Annotated in this window: 19 protein-coding genes; 15 read left to right on the plus strand and 4 right to left on the minus strand. The window is 42.6% G+C overall.

Annotated features, from left to right (window positions below):
- Positions 1–274 precede the first annotated feature (274 nt).
- The 6 genes from EV579_RS15445 to EV579_RS15470 all read left to right on the plus strand — a co-directional run bounded on the left by EV579_RS15445 (position 275) and on the right by EV579_RS15470 (position 6,806).
- Positions 275–1,717, plus strand: a complete 1,443-nt coding sequence (locus EV579_RS15445) for a PTS mannitol transporter subunit IIBC (RefSeq protein WP_044335505.1) — start codon at positions 275–277, stop codon at positions 1,715–1,717.
- Between the two features lie 95 nt (positions 1,718–1,812).
- Complete coding sequence (locus tag EV579_RS15450) at positions 1,813–2,247, plus strand: PTS mannitol transporter subunit IIA (RefSeq protein WP_044335503.1); 435 nt, start codon at positions 1,813–1,815, stop codon at positions 2,245–2,247.
- 1 nt (position 2,248) lies between these two features.
- A complete protein-coding gene (locus EV579_RS15455; protein ID WP_044335501.1) occupies positions 2,249–3,370 on the plus strand; it encodes a mannitol-1-phosphate 5-dehydrogenase in 1,122 nt (373 codons plus the stop codon).
- A 99-nt stretch (positions 3,371–3,469) separates the two neighbouring features.
- On the plus strand, positions 3,470–5,218 hold the full coding sequence (locus tag EV579_RS15460; RefSeq protein WP_044335499.1) for a methyl-accepting chemotaxis protein: 1,749 nt from the start codon (positions 3,470–3,472) through the stop codon (positions 5,216–5,218).
- 306 nt (positions 5,219–5,524) lie between these two features.
- The gene (locus EV579_RS15465) at positions 5,525–6,367 is read left to right on the plus strand and encodes an SDR family NAD(P)-dependent oxidoreductase (RefSeq protein ID WP_133744770.1); all 843 of its coding nucleotides are present in this window, start codon (positions 5,525–5,527) and stop codon (positions 6,365–6,367) included.
- A gap of 43 nt (positions 6,368–6,410) precedes the next feature.
- Positions 6,411–6,806 carry a MerR family transcriptional regulator gene (locus EV579_RS15470; RefSeq protein ID WP_133744771.1) on the plus strand — a complete coding sequence of 132 codons (396 nt, stop codon included), beginning with the start codon at positions 6,411–6,413 and terminating at the stop codon, positions 6,804–6,806.
- Positions 6,807–7,135: 329 nt separating this feature from the next.
- Here EV579_RS15470 and EV579_RS15480 read toward each other — a convergent pair whose 3' ends face one another.
- From EV579_RS15480 to EV579_RS15490, 3 genes are read right to left on the minus strand one after another with little or no spacing between them, the layout of a single operon-like run.
- Positions 7,136–7,369 (minus strand): DUF2651 family protein, encoded by a 234-nt coding sequence (locus EV579_RS15480; protein ID WP_133744772.1) that lies wholly within the window; start codon positions 7,367–7,369, stop codon positions 7,136–7,138.
- A gap of 25 nt (positions 7,370–7,394) precedes the next feature.
- A complete protein-coding gene (locus EV579_RS15485) occupies positions 7,395–7,688 on the minus strand; it encodes a DUF5316 family protein (protein ID WP_133744773.1) in 294 nt (97 codons plus the stop codon).
- Positions 7,689–7,713: 25 nt separating this feature from the next.
- Positions 7,714–8,091, minus strand: a complete 378-nt coding sequence (locus tag EV579_RS15490) for a VOC family protein (RefSeq protein WP_133744774.1) — start codon at positions 8,089–8,091, stop codon at positions 7,714–7,716.
- A gap of 184 nt (positions 8,092–8,275) precedes the next feature.
- Here EV579_RS15490 and EV579_RS15495 point away from each other — a divergent pair, with 184 nt between their 5' ends.
- The 8 genes from EV579_RS15495 to EV579_RS15530 all read left to right on the plus strand — a co-directional run bounded on the left by EV579_RS15495 (position 8,276) and on the right by EV579_RS15530 (position 14,973).
- Entirely contained in the window at positions 8,276–8,545 is a 270-nt protein-coding gene (locus EV579_RS15495) for an excalibur calcium-binding domain-containing protein (protein ID WP_080652949.1), read from the plus strand.
- A 128-nt stretch (positions 8,546–8,673) separates the two neighbouring features.
- Positions 8,674–9,429, plus strand: coding sequence for a Cof-type HAD-IIB family hydrolase (locus EV579_RS15500; RefSeq protein WP_024425552.1), 756 nt, complete (start codon positions 8,674–8,676; stop codon positions 9,427–9,429).
- Positions 9,430–9,611: 182 nt separating this feature from the next.
- Complete coding sequence (locus EV579_RS15505) at positions 9,612–10,370, plus strand: LamB/YcsF family protein (RefSeq protein ID WP_133744775.1); 759 nt, start codon at positions 9,612–9,614, stop codon at positions 10,368–10,370.
- Positions 10,371–10,396: 26 nt separating this feature from the next.
- The gene (locus EV579_RS15510; protein WP_133744776.1) at positions 10,397–11,614 is read left to right on the plus strand and encodes an NRAMP family divalent metal transporter; all 1,218 of its coding nucleotides are present in this window, start codon (positions 10,397–10,399) and stop codon (positions 11,612–11,614) included.
- A gap of 5 nt (positions 11,615–11,619) precedes the next feature.
- Complete coding sequence (locus tag EV579_RS15515) at positions 11,620–12,411, plus strand: putative hydro-lyase (protein ID WP_133744777.1); 792 nt, start codon at positions 11,620–11,622, stop codon at positions 12,409–12,411.
- A gap of 18 nt (positions 12,412–12,429) precedes the next feature.
- Positions 12,430–13,176 (plus strand): 5-oxoprolinase subunit PxpB, encoded by a 747-nt coding sequence (gene pxpB, locus EV579_RS15520; protein ID WP_133744778.1) that lies wholly within the window; start codon positions 12,430–12,432, stop codon positions 13,174–13,176.
- A complete protein-coding gene (locus tag EV579_RS15525; protein ID WP_133744779.1) occupies positions 13,173–14,219 on the plus strand; it encodes a 5-oxoprolinase subunit C family protein in 1,047 nt (348 codons plus the stop codon). The genes pxpB and EV579_RS15525 overlap by 4 nt, the downstream gene beginning before the upstream one ends.
- Positions 14,203–14,973: an IclR family transcriptional regulator gene (locus EV579_RS15530; protein ID WP_024427337.1), complete on the plus strand. Its 771-nt coding sequence runs from the start codon at positions 14,203–14,205 to the stop codon at positions 14,971–14,973. Before EV579_RS15525 ends, EV579_RS15530 begins: the two co-directional genes overlap by 17 nt.
- 33 nt (positions 14,974–15,006) lie before the next feature.
- On the opposite strand, the gene EV579_RS15535 is transcribed toward EV579_RS15530, so the two are convergent.
- On the minus strand, positions 15,007–15,642 hold the full coding sequence (locus EV579_RS15535) for an FMN-dependent NADH-azoreductase (RefSeq protein WP_034283819.1): 636 nt from the start codon (positions 15,640–15,642) through the stop codon (positions 15,007–15,009).
- A 406-nt stretch (positions 15,643–16,048) separates the two neighbouring features.
- On the opposite strand from EV579_RS15535, the gene EV579_RS15540 reads away from it, so the two are divergent.
- Complete coding sequence (locus tag EV579_RS15540; protein ID WP_044335074.1) at positions 16,049–16,681, plus strand: GDSL-type esterase/lipase family protein; 633 nt, start codon at positions 16,049–16,051, stop codon at positions 16,679–16,681.
- The last annotated feature ends 48 nt before the right edge of the window (positions 16,682–16,729 follow it).

Raw genomic sequence — 16,729 nt, forward strand, 5'->3', positions numbered from 1 at the left:
AAGAGACCATTTGAAAGTTGTGAAATTCCCATGAATTTTGCTTCAAAACAACGGCAGATCAACCTTTTCTCCCCTTTTGTATTGGGATCTGAAGGTGATGTCACATCATTTTTCAATTTTGTCACACACTATGTGACAAAGTGACATTTAGTTTCAATTGAAGAGAAAGTGAAAGCGTTTTACGATAGGCATAAGGGCTTCACTGAATCTTGTTCTTATATCTTTTGACCTATAAAGCCCTAGATAAAGGGAGAGAAGAAAGGAGTTTTCATAAATGCAGGAAAAAAGCGGATTTCGCGTAAAAGTACAGCGCTTTGGAAGCTATTTAAGCGGTATGATCATGCCGAATATTGGAGCGTTTATCGCTTGGGGACTCATCACCGCATTGTTCATTCCAAGTGGTTATTTTCCAAATGAACAATTAAATACACTTGTTGGACCAATGATCAACTACTTGCTGCCGCTCTTAATCGGTTACACAGGCGGGAAGCTCGTATATGACCATCGAGGCGGGGTACTCGGTGCAACCGCTACGATTGGGGTTATTGTCGGTTCGGATATCCCAATGTTTCTAGGCGCAATGATCATGGGGCCGCTTGGCGGTTATCTCATTAAGAAAATCGACCAGCTGTTTAAAGACCGAATTAGATCAGGCTTTGAAATGCTGATTAATAACTTTAGTGCAGGTATTCTAGGTGCCATTTTAGTCGCCATTGCTTTCTACGCCATCGGTCCAGTGGTACTAGGTTTGAATAAAGCCCTTGCGGCAGGTGTAGATATCATTGTCAATGCACATTTACTTCCGCTGGCAAGTATCTTCATTGAACCAGCGAAAGTATTGTTCTTAAACAATGCCATTAACCAAGGGATTTTAGGTCCATTAGGAGTAGAGCAAGCGGCGAAGACAGGCCAGTCCGTTCTGTTCTTGCTTGAAACAAACCCAGGGCCAGGTCTCGGTGTTCTTCTAGCTTACATGTTCTTTGGAAGAGGGACGGCAAAGCAGTCTGCACCGGGTGCGATTGTCATTCAATTCTTAGGGGGAATTCATGAGATTTACTTCCCATACATCTTAATGAAGCCAAAGCTCATTTTAGCGGTTATTGCTGGGGGAGCAAGCGGCGTTCTGACCTTTACACTGTTAAATGCAGGCTTAAAGGCTGTGCCGTCACCAGGAAGTATTATCGCTCTTATGCTCATGTCACCAAAAGGCGGTCACCTTGCCGTTCTAGCAGGTGTTGTCGTGGCAGCGGTCGTATCGTTCCTTGTCGCTTCTGTCATTTTAAAAGCGTCTAAAGAAGTGGATGAAGACTTAACAGCAGCAACAGAAAAAATGCAAGACATGAAAGGCAAGAAAAGTGCAGCAGCAGCTGCTCTTACAGCACAAAAAGAAGGTGCTGAAGCAAGCGAGCAAGCAGCATCTCCAGATGAAATCAATCCAGATAACGTGAACAAAATCATTTTTGCCTGTGATGCAGGAATGGGCTCAAGTGCGATGGGCGCATCCGTCTTAAAGAATAAAGTCAAAAAGGCAGAGCTTGATATTGATGTGACAAATACATCCATCAGCAACATCCCAGATGATGCCGATGTGGTCTTTACTCATAAAGATTTAACAGATAGAGCCAAGGCAAAACTGCCAGGAGCTGTCCATATCTCAGTTGATAATTTCTTAAACAGCCCGAAATACGATGAGCTGATTGAGAAATTGAAAAAATAACATGACGAAACGGGTTGAGTCCAATTTTTCCTAATTGAACTCCCCGTTTTGGTTGTTTTCTGATTTTCTATTCTAAAAAAGGTGTGTGATCTTTCATGAAACAAGTACTTTCAAAAAACAATATTTTTCTAAACGAACAAGCGGGCTCTAAAGAAGAAGCCATTAAAAAAGCAGGCGAAGTCTTAGTGGCAAACGGTTATGTTACAAGTGATTATGTGGACAAAATGTTTGAAAGAGAAAACATTTCTTCTACATTTATGGGCAACGGAATTGCCATTCCTCATGGAACAGAGGATGCGAAAGCGGCTGTCCTTCATTCAGGAATTTCCATTATCCAAATTCCAGATGGCGTTGAATATGGCGAGGGGAATATTGCTAAAGTTGTTTTTGGTATCGCTGGTAAAAACAATGAACATCTCGATATTCTTTCTCAAATTGCGATTGTCTGTTCAGAGGAAGAAAACGTAGAGCGTATCATTCATGCAAAGGATCAGGATGAACTGATTGCCATCTTTAACGAGGTGAACTAACATGAAGGCACTTCATTTTGGAGCAGGAAATATTGGCAGAGGGTTTATCGGATCTTTGTTAAAAGCATCAGGCTTTGAGCTCGTTTTTACCGATGTAAATGAAGCGGTGATCAACGAGCTGAATGAAAAAGGAGAATACACGGTTGAACTCGCAGCACCAGGGCAGCAGCAAGAAGTGGTTGGTCCTGTGTCAGCCATCAATTCCGCAAAAGATCCAGCCGCATTAACAGAGGCAGTTGCAACAGCTGATCTCATTACAACAGCTGTTGGACCAGCTGTTTTGAACATCATTGCTTCATCGATTGCTGAAGGTTTAAAACAGAAAAAGCCTGATCATATCATCAACATTGTGGCATGTGAAAATATGATTGGCGGCAGCTCTCATTTAAAGGAAGCTGTTTTCTCTCACCTAACAGCTGATGAACAAGAAGCGCTGTCACACACAGTTGGTTTTCCAAACGCTGCGGTTGACCGCATTGTCCCCATTCAGCACCATGAGGACATTTTGAAAGTATCAGTCGAGCCATTTTTCGAGTGGGTCATTGATGAGACAGGCTTTATTGGAGACGTTCCTCAGATCGATGGAGCGACCTTTGTACAAGATTTGACGCCTTATATTGAGCGTAAGCTCTTTACTGTCAACACAGGACATGCACTAGCTGCTTATGTCGGGTACGAGAAAGGCGTGCAAACGATTAAAGAAGCTGTCGATACACAAGAGATTCGTCAAGTGGTCGAAGGTGCACTTCACGAAACGGGCAGTTATTTAATCGACACATATGGTTTTCAAAAAGAAGAACATGATGCGTATATCCAAAAAATCATCAAACGATTTGAAAATGCCTTTATCTCTGATGAAGTCACGCGCGTCGCACGTTCCCCGCTTAGAAAGCTTGGAGCGGATGACCGTTTGATCGGTCCAGCGAAAAAGATCAAACAGCCACATTATTTAATTAAAGGCATTGTGGCAGCTTTGGCTTACGACTTTACTGGAGACGAAGAAGCTGTTCGTCTGCAGGCATTAAGAAAAGAAAAAGGCATTGAAGGTGTGCTGGAAGAGGTATGTGGACTCTCGCCAGCAGACGATCTTTATCAAGCCATTCTTAAAGAAGCAGCTCATTAATCAGAAAATCCCTTTCCAACGTGCGAAAGGGATTTTTTCTATGACTTTTTTAATACTTTTCCCTGCTTGACGATATATAAAATAAGGGGGAATTTGCACATGAAAAAGAAAGCGTTTGCGTCAAGAAGTGTCTTTTTTCAATTAATGTCTGCCATTATCGTGATCACGATTTTAACAGGCGGACTAGTTGGAACAACGGGATATTTGTTAGCGAAACATGTATTAATTGATGCAGGGAAAGAAGATTTAAAGCACATCGTCAGCGGAGCGATGGCCACACTTGAACAGTTGAATGACCGTGTGGAGAAAAAAGAACTGACGCTTGAGCAGGCGCAAGAACAAGCCCGGCTTTACTTGAGCGGACCCAAAAATGACAACGGGAAGGGATACCAATCTCAAAAATCAGATTTTATCTATAAAAATAAAGGCTATCTGATCGCATATGGCACTGACTATTCAACCCAGGTCCATCCGGTCAACGACATCGGCGTCATTCCAGATAACACGACCAATCGTCAAAAAATGGTCGCTGGTGCCAATGCAAAAGGTGAGGATGCACACTATGTGACCTATATGGATAAGGACGATGCAACCGGCGAAGAAAAAGAAAAGCTCGCCTATATGAGCCAGTTTACACCGTGGAATTGGAGTGTAGGTATCGCTGTCTTCCAGGACGAATTTTATAAAGAATTAGAGCAGATGAAGCTCTATATTATTCTCATTACAGCAGGTGTCGCCCTTCTGAGTCTAGGCGTCTTTTATTTAGCTGCTCGAGGAAAAGTCAGACTGCTGAAGCAAGTCACTGCTGCTTCAAAGGAAATTGCAGCGGGGAATATTGAACGCACGAACTTAAAGGAAACAACGGATGAAATCGGCCAGCTGGCAAAAGGCTTTAACCATATGTCAGGAGAGCTCAGAACACTGGTGAGCGGTTTACAGGAAACGAGCAGTCAGCTTGTTGAATCAGCGACAGATTTATCGGCGATATCTGAAGAAACCTCAGCCAGCAGTGAAGAAATTGGACGAGCCATCGGAGACATTTCGACTGGAACACTTCATCAAGCATCCGATCTTGAAGTAGCCAATCAACAAATGACCCAGTTTAATCAATCTATTGAGAATGTCAAAGAACAGAGTGATCAAATTAAACGGATTTCCGACCAATCAAGTCAATCATCACATCAGGGTCAGCAAATCGTACAGCAATTAAAACAATCGAATGAACAATCGATTCAGGCGTCTCAAGGCATTAGAGCAGGAATCGAGCAGTTAACTACAAAAGTACAGGATATTTCTCAAATCACAGATACGATTGAAAGCATTTCAAATGAGACGAATTTACTGGCGCTGAATGCAAGTATTGAGGCAGCACGTGCAGGTGAGCATGGCAAAGGCTTCTCAGTTGTGGCGAGTGAAGTGCGGAATTTAGCTGAACAGACAAAACAATCAGCCGTACAAATTCAGCAAATGATTCAAGGCATTAAAGAAGAAACGACGGCAACAGCCGGCATCATGTCGAGCACAATGGATCGTTTTGCCGAGCTGGATGAAGCGGTGCATGCAACAGAACATGAATTCAATGCCATCTCTACATTGATTTCACAAACCATCGTTGAAACAAACGCGATGGCAAAAGAGCTGAATACACTGCTGGAGCAAAACGACCTCATCACAAAAGCCATGCACGGCGCAGCACATGTTTCTCAAGAAAATGCTGCGGCGATCGAAGAAATCACTGCATCCACAGACGAACAAGTGACAGCCATCTCTAATGTGGCTAAAGCAGCAGAAAGGCTCAATGAACTTAGCATGCGATTGAATCAGGACATTGCACGTTATCGTCTATAAATCATTTTTGACGATGTATCACTTGTCAGGTACGGTGAAGTTAATCAAAACCTTGCTCACGCAAACAAAAGGAGTGTTCCGGTCATGAAAAAGAAGATATTGATGTTCTTACCTTGTGGCTATGGATACTCATTTTGGTTTTATTTTTCATTAATACAAAAAGCTATCCATAATAAAGGATAGCTTTTTTTAAGGATACGAATATCAATCGCTTATGGAAATAGATTAAAAAATTTCCCTTGACTTGGTGTTCACTCCAAGTAGTAATCTGTGTTTACTATCGGAACCACAGAAAGGAAGAATAAAATGAACGAACAAAATAAAGTGGTATTGATTACAGGAGCCAACTCTGGGATTGGATTGGAACTGACGAAAAAGATTCTATCTCAAGGATGGGAAGTAATTGCTGTAATTCGTTCTGACTTTCCAAATGATCAACCAATAATTATTGATGCTCTTAAAAAGAAGCTATTAAGAGTATATAAAGCTGATTTAGCCGAATTCTCCAGCCTTAGAAACGTACTTAGCCAGATTAAGAAAAGCGAGACCAAAATTGACTTGATTTTTAACAATGCAGGAGTCAGTTTTGCTGAATACAAATATTCCAAACAAGGGCGTGAAATTCATTTTGAAGTTAATACATTAGTGCCTTATATCGTTACAATGGAACTTAAAGAACTGTTACTACATGGGCAGGAGAAAACGATCATTAATACGTCTTCCAATTCTTTATTATTTTTGAAGCGATTTGACTTAAATACAGTAATCGATCCTAAGACAATTCCATTTAAAAAGATTATAGGTCCATATGCGAACAGTAAATTAGCCCTTTCCCTGTGGACGAATGGAATTGCTCCGAAGCTATTGACCGAGGGAATAAAAATTCGCAGTGTCTGCCCAGGACCAAACAGGACGAAGTTGACCAAAGGAAAAAGAATGCCCAGTTATATTCTTCCCATAAGGAACCTTATTTTTTCTCCTCCAAGCAAAGGGGCATCTCGCTTATATGAAGCTGCTTTCAATTTCAACAACGAAATTACCGGGATTTTTGTAAACAAGGGCAAAGAAACTGCAATCAAATTCTCTGGTTATGAGGCACAAGTACTTAATCAACTGATTGATATTTACCAAAACGAGTTTCTCGTTTAGATTTTAATTAATCTATCTGTAAACAAAATTAGTAGGTGATGATGTGAATGCTTATTCTATCAAGCAAGCTTCCAAGAAAACCGGATTAACTGAAGATGCAATCCGCTATTATGAAAAAATCGGATTGCTTCCTTATGCAAAAAGAAAACGAAATGGACATCGAATATACGATGAAGAAGACATAGAGCTAATGGAACTGATCATTTGTCTGAAAAAAACAGGAATGTCATTAAATGAAATGAAAAATATTTTACAATATCCTGTAAAATATAAACTTAGTTCTGTTCCCGAATTAAAAAGAACCCTTTTAGAATATAAAGAAAAAGTGATGAATCAAATACACGATCTTCAACGTATTGTGGAGTTTATTGATTCTAAGCTAGAAAACGATGAGACCCTTTTTCGGCCTCAAAAAAATAAATGTAACAAAAACGGTTAGTGTATGACTGGTATTTTAACTGTAGTTTAGGTATGAAGCTACCCCTTATGGGCTATTACTTAATATTTTGTTTAAATCAATAAGATGCTTCAATATAAGAGTATTTTAGTGCAAATTAGCACTTAAATGAAATGAAAAATAGCTCCTAAAGTGATAGACTGGGACCATCTATATCCTCAGTGGGATACGATCTTCAAAACAGCTTACCCATCAATGACGGTTGTTTATGTATCAGCTTTAGGATGGCCTGAGCTGAAAATTGAAATTGAAATTGAACTATGGTGTGCGGATATATGATTCAAAAAAAGAACAGTGGAAACTGTTCTTTTTTACTTGAGCCGCTTTGTGATCCATCCAGCAAGGAACGTAAAGACGGTATAGACAATCACCCAAATGAGAAAGGATTCATTCCCGTCAATATAAGTGAACATGAAGATCATGCTCGCTAACAGCACAATCAAAGTAGGCATCCAAACATTCTTTAAAAAGAGCGTGCCCAAAATGCCAATCAGCACAGAGAGAATAGGAAAGCCAAATACAATGAATAGAATAAAAACAGCCATAAAACTAACTCCTTTTAACAAGTGTTTACATCAAAACATAAAAGACCGACGCAGCCATGTGTGGAAGTGCAAAAATGATCACAAGAAAAGCCGTATCAAGGCGCCACATGCGGTGTTCTTTTGTTTCAGAATGATAGACTGCTCGTGTCTCTTCTCCACTTGTCCAAGCACCCATTAGCACCCCAGACATCACGACCCCAATAATTGAGATGCCGCCACTAACAAACCCAATCCATTCAAGGTGCTGCAACAGGATAGCGGCGCTGCAAATCACAATCATTGAGCAAACACCGGCGAAAAAAGCATGTTTTTTTCTCATTCTGGTTCACTCCCTTCAAAGACAATTAGGAGACCGCATCACATATTTCAATGAAATGACCATCAGGATCAGACACATAAGCGACTGTTTGACCCCATGGTTTTTTTGCAGGTTCTTTGATGATCGAAACCCCTTTTTCCTTCATTGATGCAATCGTTTGCTCCACATCATCCACAACAAAGCCAATTTCAAACGTTTGAGATGTTTGATTTGTTTCAGGGACAGGCAATCCGAGTGCTTCTTTGACATCCTGGCGTGAATTAATCGCTAACGTCACGTCTCCAGTGTCAAACTCAACATAGGATTCAACCCTCAATCTTATTGGGAAACCAAGTACATGCTGATAGAAATAAATACTTGCTTCCACATCGTTTACATATAAAATGGTATATTTCATTTTCATGTGAAAAACTCCTCTCTTCATATACGTGTCAAAAACGGAAAGGTTTCCCACTCATTGTACCATATAGGATATAAGGTGTACTTCATGCCAAAAAAACCAAAATATTTAGATCAATAGTCTTGAAAAACAAAAAGTGGTGACATATGATAAAAATGTAAAAATAGAAAAAATAGGGGGATCTTACATGTTGAAAAAAATCATGGTGGCTGTCTTGTCTTTAGGACTTTTGCTAAGTTTTACACAAGTCGACACCCACACAGCAGATGCAAAAACGGTCAAGTCTTACAAAAACTGCAAAGCGCTGAACAAAGTATATAAAGGCGGCGTAGCAAAAAGCAAAAACACGAAAAACAAAGGCGGAAAAACAAAATACAAGCCTTATGTATCTAAAGCACTTTATCAAAAAAATAAGCACCTTGACCGCGATAAAGACGGCATTGCGTGTGAACGCTAAGCACATGTGAAAAAGACCTGCAACAAGGTCTTTTTTCTATGGGATCAAACTCGTCCCTTTGTGCCTTCTTCCTCTTTATATTAAAATAAAGATAGTTTCAAAAATCGATACAAAGTGGGGTACTCAATTTGTCAACACAAGCTCATAAGAAAGACATCCGATTGATTGCCATTGATATGGATGGCACGCTGTTAAACAGTGAGCACATCATTCCAGAGGAAAATAAACAAGCCATTAAAGAGGCTGAAGCAAAAGGGGTCCATGTGGTCATTAGCACAGGGCGGACACTGATGACATGCCGAGAGCTAGTTGAGCCGCTCAAGTTATCGTCTTACCTTGTGACAGCAAACGGAAGTGAAATCTGGGATTCAAACTTCCAGCTGATCGAACGGGATCTGCTGCATCCTGATCACGTCCAAATGATGTGGGATTTAAAAAATAGGTACGAAACCGATTACTGGGCTTCAACTGTGGATAAGGTGTGGAGAGGTGAATTCCCAGAACGAATTCATGACCATGAATGGTTGAAATTTGGCTTTGATATTCATGATGATGACGTTCGTGAGGAAGTACTCAATACATTGAAAACAAATAAGCACCTAGAGATCACAAACTCAAGTCCAACGAATATTGAAGTCAATGCAGCCGGCATTAACAAAGCGGCAGCTCTTGCAAAAGTAGCAGAACGCATTGGCTGTACGATGGACAACGTCATGTCACTTGGCGACAGCCTCAATGATATGGCCATGATTCAAGAAGCCGGATTAGGCATTGCGATGGGAAATGCCCAGGAAGTGGTGAAAGAGGCCGCTGATTGGATTACGGCTCCTAACACAGAACACGGTGTGGCAAAAGCCATCCAACATTGGGTGCTGTCTAAATAAGGTGCATTTCATGACAGAAAAAGTGAGAGGACTTTGCCTCTCGCTTTTTTTGTTTTCTCCTAGTTCGATTGTTATATTTTCTGACAATTTCATGTGCAGTCTATCCAAAGTTGGTATAATCAATATAAATTCGAATATTCGGACTTTATATACCGTATTTCGGAACAACAAGGAGGGATTCTATGTATCAAGTGGATATCAACTGTGATTTGGGAGAAAGCTTTGGTCAATACACAATCGGTGCAGACGAACAAATCTTAGAATATGTCACCTCAGCCAACATTGCTTGTGGTTTTCATGCAGGAGATCCAACCGTTATGAGAAAGACGGTCAGAATGGCATTGGATAAAGGGGTCAAAATTGGTGCACATCCTGGTTTGCAAGATTTGGCCGGCTTTGGCAGACGTCCAATGGCTATCTCCGCAGAGGAAGCCTATGATCTTGTCATCTATCAAATTGGCGCTCTATCAGCCTTTCTCAAGGCCGAGGGCGGTACGATGCAGCATGTCAAACCACACGGCGCCCTCTACAACATGGCGGCTGAAAATACTGAATTATCTGAATTGATTGCGCAGGCTGTGTATGATGTGGACCCAAACCTTGTGTTATTTGGTCTGTCAGGCAGTGAACTTGCGTTAGCAGGTGAACGAATAGGTTTGCAAGTGGCACATGAAGTGTTTTCTGATCGGACGTATCAAACAGACGGGACGCTGACATCGCGCCGCGAACCACATGCACTCATTGAAGAGGATGAACGGGCCGTCCAGCAGGTTGTTCGTATGGTGAGAGAAGGCAGGGTTCGTACAGTTCAAGGAGAAGATATCGAGCTCAAAGCAGATACGGTCTGCATTCACGGAGACGGCAGCCATGCGCTTCAATTTGCGAAGACCATTACAGCGAAGCTAAAAGAAGCCGGGATTCATCTCAAGGCCTTTCAATAAAAATCGTCATCAAAGGGGGAAACAGCATGAAAACAGAGAAAGTCAAACAAATGAAGGCACCAAAGGGGAATCGGTCTATGCTGATGGGCGCTGCCTTTTTAATGGCGACGTCCGCGATCGGACCGGGATTTTTAACACAAACAACCGTCTTCACACAGCAGCTTGCGGCTAGCTTTGGGTTTGTCATTTTGATCTCAATTTTATTAGATATTTTTGCACAAACAAATGTATGGCGCATCATTGCCGTTTCAGAAAAACGAGGTCAGGATATAGCGAATATGGTGCTCCCGGGTCTCGGCTATGTGCTGGCCTTTTTGATTGTCATTGGAGGACTTGCCTTTAACATCGGAAATATCGCTGGAGCTGGTCTCGGTTTCCAGGTAATCTTCGGAGTCGATCCGCGAATCGGTGCAGCCATCAGTGCTGTCATTGCCATTTTGATCTTTGTGATTAAAGAAGCTGGGAAAGCAATGGACCGTTTCACACAAATAGCAGGTTTTGTGATGATTGGCCTGATGCTGTACGTGGCGGTTTCAACAGCACCGCCCGTTGGAGAAGCAACGCTCAGAACATTTGTCCCAGAAGAAATTGATATTTTATCAATAGTGACACTTGTCGGGGGGACAGTTGGCGGCTATATCGTTTTTGCTGGTGGGCATCGTCTATTGGATGCTGGCATTAAAGGGAAGGATGCACTTCCTCAAGTGACAAAAAGCTCTGTTTTCGGCATTCTTATTACATCTGTGATGCGTGTCGCTTTATTTTTGGCCGTTCTAGGAGTGGTCTCAAAGGGCTTACAGATTGATCCAGCCAATCCGCCTGCTTCTGTATTCCAATTGGCGTCTGGAAATGTTGGATATAAAATGTTCGGCATCATTATGTGGGCTGCGGCCATTACATCAGTTATTGGCGCGGCTTACACGTCTGTTTCCTTCTTTAAAACCTTCTCGCCAAAAATTGAACAAAATCAGCGTGGGATTATCATCGGCTTTATTGCTCTCTCGACTATTTGTTTTATTACGATCGGACGACCTGTGAACATATTAGTTTTAGTGGGGGCGCTCAATGCATTGATTTTACCGATCGCACTTGGCACTTTACTTGTAGCGGCTTATAAGAAAGACATTGTCGGGGATTATCGACATCCATTCTTTTTGACAGTATCAGGCGCATTTGTCGTTGTCATCATGGCATTGATGGGCGGGTATACCATTATCAATGAAATTCCAAAACTATGGAGCTGAATCGAATGAATATCTATCAAACATACGAGCCTTCACAGATCAGAGAGTTGATTCGTAAAAAAGAAATCACAGGACCAACGGCTGGCTTTGCAGAAGGGTTTGCTCAAGCCAATTTAATGATTGTCAAAAAGGAACTTGCCTTTGATTTTCTTTTATTTTGCCAGCGGAATCCGGCTGCATGTCCATTGCTTGATGTACTGGACCCAGGTGATCCAGTACCAAGACGGTCTGCGCCTCAAGCGGATATTCGTACGGACTTTCCTAAGTACCGTATTTACCGAAAAGGGATTCTTGAAGAAGAGGTGACAGATATCACTGCTTATTGGGAGGATGATATGGTTGCCTTTCTCATTGGATGCAGTTTTACGTTTGAGCACGCGCTTATGCTGAATGACATTCCTGTCCGCCATATTGAAGACGGTCATAACGTACCCATGTATCAAACGAATATAGCTTGTGAAAAAGCAGGAGTCTTTCATGGCCCGATGGTGGTCAGCATGAGACCCATTCCGGCGCATCAAGTCACAAGAAGTGTTCAAGTGACATCTCGATTTCCATCAGTCCATGGTGGTCCAATTCATATAGGGGACCCAGCGGTGATTGGCATTTCCGATGTGAATCAGCCTGACTTTGGAGAACCATCTGTGATCAAAGAAGGAGAAGTCCCGGTGTTTTGGGCATGTGGTGTGACGCCGCAAGCCATTGTCATGCATACAAAACCCGACATTGCGATCACTCATGCACCCGGGCATATGTTCATTACAGATCGAAGAGATCAAAAGCTCGGTGTACTGTAGAAAGAGAGGTGTCCTCAAGTGGCTTTTTCAACGATAAAAGATTCCATCACCTATCACCCGCTGGGAGATGCAGCGATCGTCATCCAAGCAGGAGCTGACATACGTGAGGAGATTCATGCACGTGTTGAGCAGCTGTTTGCATGTATTGAACAGCACCCATTTGAAGGGTATGTAGAAGCAGTTCAAGCCTTTACAAACGTGACTGTTTTTTACGAGCCTTATACCGTACATCAATCGGCCCAGCTGCAAACACAAGACCTGTCTCCGTATGAATGGGTCAAAGGCTATATTGAACAACTTCTTGAAGACAAATGGCAGGAGGGAGTTCAGGTAAAGCGCCGCATCGTTGACATTCCAGTCTGTTACGGGGGAACGCTGGGCCCTGATTTAGAAGAGGTTGCCCGTATCAATGGTTTAACGCCAGAAGAAGTCGTGCGTATTCACACTGCCGGCACGTACCTTGTCTATATGATTGGATTTGCCCCAGGGTTTCCGTTTTTAGGCGGGCTGTCTGAAAAGATCGCAGCACCACGCAGAGAAACACCAAGGATGTCTATTCCAAAAGGCTCTGTTGGTATTGCAGGAAAGCAGACAGGCGTTTATCCAATTTCCACACCCGGGGGCTGGCAGCTCATTGGACAAACCCCGCTGCCGCTTTTTCGCCCAGACGAGGAAATTCCGAGTCTATTGAAAGCAGGGGACGAGGTCAGATTTGTCCAAATGTCTGAAAAGGAATTTTTCAGCATGAAGGAGGCAGAACGTTGAGTATTCATGTCATCAAGCCAGGAATCTACACAACCATTCAAGATAAAGGGCGGCAAGGCTATCAAAAGTATGGCGTCTTAACGAGCGGCGGCATGGACCCGCTCTCACTTAGAATCGCCAACATTCTCACCGGCAACCAAGAAAATGAAGCCGTGCTGGAAGTGACGTTGATGGGGCCGGGGCCTGTGCTCACATGTGAGAGGGATCAGCTCATCGCCGTCACTGGTGCTGATGTTGAGATTGATATTGATGGAGAGCGGGCACCATTATGGAAGCCGCTCTTTGTCCGATCAGGAAGCACGATCACTTTTGGTCTTTGTAAGAGAGGCTGCCGCGTTTATCTTGCTGTGGCAGGTGGATTTGATGTGGAACCAGTCATGAAGAGCAAAAGCACCTATGTCAGAGCAGGGATCGGTGGACTGAAAGGACGACCGCTTGAAAAAGGCGACGTTCTGCCTGTTGGAGAGCCATCTATCGAAGCGGATCATTTGTTTGATAGGCTGAAAAATAAAGTGAAACAGGCGGGATACGGCGCACCCGATTGGACAGTGAGTCATGATCATTTTTTACCGCTGCGGAAATCACCAGTGATTCGTGTGCTGGCAGGCAGGCATCTTTCTCATTTTCAAGAAACATCTCAAACCGCATTTTTTGAGCAGCCTTATCAGGTCACACCCCAATCAGATCGCATGGGCTGCCGGCTAAAGGGAGAGCCGGTTCATTTAAAAGAAAAGCTGGAATTGATCTCAGAAGCGGTCGCCTTTGGATCTATTCAAATTCCTCCTGATGGCCAGCCGATTATTCTGCTGGCAGATCGGCAGACGACAGGCGGATACCCGCGTATAGGAGAAGTAGCGACTGTTGATTTGCCGCTTATTGCACAGGCGATGCCTGGGGCAAAGCTGTATTTTGAACAAATAGATCAACGGGATGCAGAGCAGGCGTTATTTAAGCAAGAAGCAGAACTGAGGGAGCTGGCTGCAAGAATCAAGCTGGAAGCATTCTCGTTTAGAAAAGGTGAAGAAGATGCAAAACACAAATAAAACGGTTGTGAAATCAATGGAGATTTTGCGGCTGTTTATCGCTCACGATCAATTAACATTAAATGAAATGATCGAGCTTTCCGGTATGCCGAAAACATCTGTCCATCGCATGGCGAGCTCTTTAGCCGATATGGGACTGTTAGAAAAGCAAGAAACAGGTGTTTATCGATTAGGCTTAATGTTCCTTGAATACGGTCAGCTTGTGGCGGACCGCCTTGATATTCGAAGGATTGCAAGACCATTTATGGAAAGCTTACGGGATGAAGTAGGAGAAGCTGTACAGCTCATTGTTCGTGAGGGCGACGAAGCCATTTACGTGGAAAAGATTGAAGGTACCCAGCCTGTTCGTCTCTACACCGCCGTTGGCAGACGGTCTCCCCTATATGCGGGTGCCTGTGCGAGAAGTATTCTCTCCTTTTTGCCAGAGAGCGAGAGACTTGCCTATATTGACTCAATTGAGCTGGGGAAGATCGGAATTGGGACCATCACAGATAAAGAGGTTCTAAGAAACATGCTGGAAGAATCAAATGCGCGGGGATATACGCTAAGCTATTCTGAGCTTGAAAACTATACAGCTGCGATTGGAGCTCCTATTTTCAATCATCTGGGGGAAGTGGCAGCAGGTATTAGCATTGCAGGATTTGAAGCAGGCTATCAAAAAGAACGCTTACCTTACTTAATTAAACAGGTGAAAAAAGCCGCCAGTGATATTTCGAGAGAATTAGGTTTTTCTGAACAAATAAAAAGCCAATGACCGTAAAGATCATTGGCTTTTTGTGTGCAGTTATTAGAAAGTTTTTCCTAAAGCTTTCGCACGTTCAATTGCATCTGCTTTAATTTGCTCTGCTTTCGCAGGCTCAGCATTGTGGCCTTCAACGATAAGACCTTCGAAAGAAGGAATTCCGAAGAAGCTAGCGATTGTACCAAGGTAACGATGACCTGCTTCAAGTTCAGCAGCAGGACCTTCAGAGTAGTATCCGCCACGTGCTTGGATGTGAAGAGCTTTTTTGTCTGTTAATAATCCAACAGGACCTTGCTCAGTGTATTTGAATGTTTTACCAGCTACAGCAACAGAGTCGATGTATGCTTTAAGAACTGGTGGGAATGAGAAGTTCCAAAGTGGTGAAACAAATACATATTTGTCAGCAGAAACGAATTGATCACTTAATTCGTTTAGACGAGCAACTTTCGCTTGCTCTTCAGCTGAAAGTGTATCGAAACCAGCGCCAGATTGAAGTTTGCCCCAGCCAGCGAATACATCTGCATCAATGTGAGGGATGTTTTCTTTGTACAAATCGATATGTACAACCTCGTCACTTGGATTTGCTTCCTTATAAGATTCGATAAATGCCTTAGCAGTAGCCATACTGTAAGAAACTGTTTCATCATGCGGATGTGCAGTGATGTATAAAACTTTTGCCATGTTCATTCAATCCTTTCTGTTTCGGTTATTTTTTTAGCGTATCCCAAAGGTACGCTGAATATGTGGCATCTTTAATCATATTGGAATGCTATGAAAAAGATGTAACAAGCACAGTTACATGAAAACTGATATTTTCATTGTAATCACTATGTAGTTTGAAGTCAAGGTAAAAAGTCTCGAAATCAAGATAAAAAGTTTGTAAATTTTTCTGGAACGCGTAAACACGCAGTTTTCAGCGCAAAAAGCCTACTCTTATTGAACAAAAAATTGATCGATATCGCAAGTAAAGAGTTTGTAAAGGCGCTGCATCTCAAAAAAAGATGGATGCCCCTAAGTCATCTGCTACAAGCATCTGTTCTCCGGTTTCGTATATATAAGAGAAGGCAGGAGAGAGTGAGGGATAAGAGTGGGACGATCCTATGTTGCGATTGGAGATTCCTTAACAGTTGGGGTGGGGGCACGTTTATTTGGCGGAGGATTTGTTCAGCGGTTTTGGTGGATGCTTGAAAAAAAGACGCATGCACCAGTTGAGCTGTCCGTATTTGCAAAATCAGGATTAACGACCGAGCAGATTTTACAACTCTTCAAACGGTCAGAGGTGAGACGTTCGATTGCGGCAGCTGACATCATCACCATCACAGGCTGTGGGAATGACCTTGTTCAAGCTGTTCAGCAGTATGAAGAAAGTGAAGATGAAAAGAAACTGCTGCAAGCAGTCATACATTGCCAGGCGAATTTTAGCAAGATGATTCAAGAAATCGCTCAGATCAAAAGAGGGCAGCATCAGCCCTACTACGTGTATTTCATGAATTTATATAATCCATTTCCGCAAATACCAATAGCCGGTCGGTGGCTTCAGCAATATAATCAACAGCTTCGTTTGCTTGCTGCGAATCCACATGTAGAAGTTGTGGATGTGTACCGGGCGTTTGAAGGACATGAAAGAGCCTACTTATCGATTGATCAATTTCACCCGAATCCTAAGGGGTATGAAGCGATGGCAGAAGCATTGTTTAAGGCATACTGTAAACAGCTGTAATCCGGTGGGATTGCAGTTTTTTTCATCCTTTTCAATAGATGACGGTTT

The sequence above is a fragment of the Bacillus sp. BK450 genome (assembly GCF_004364885.1).
Taxonomy (GTDB): domain Bacteria; phylum Bacillota; class Bacilli; order Bacillales; family Bacillaceae; genus Bacillus; species Bacillus safensis.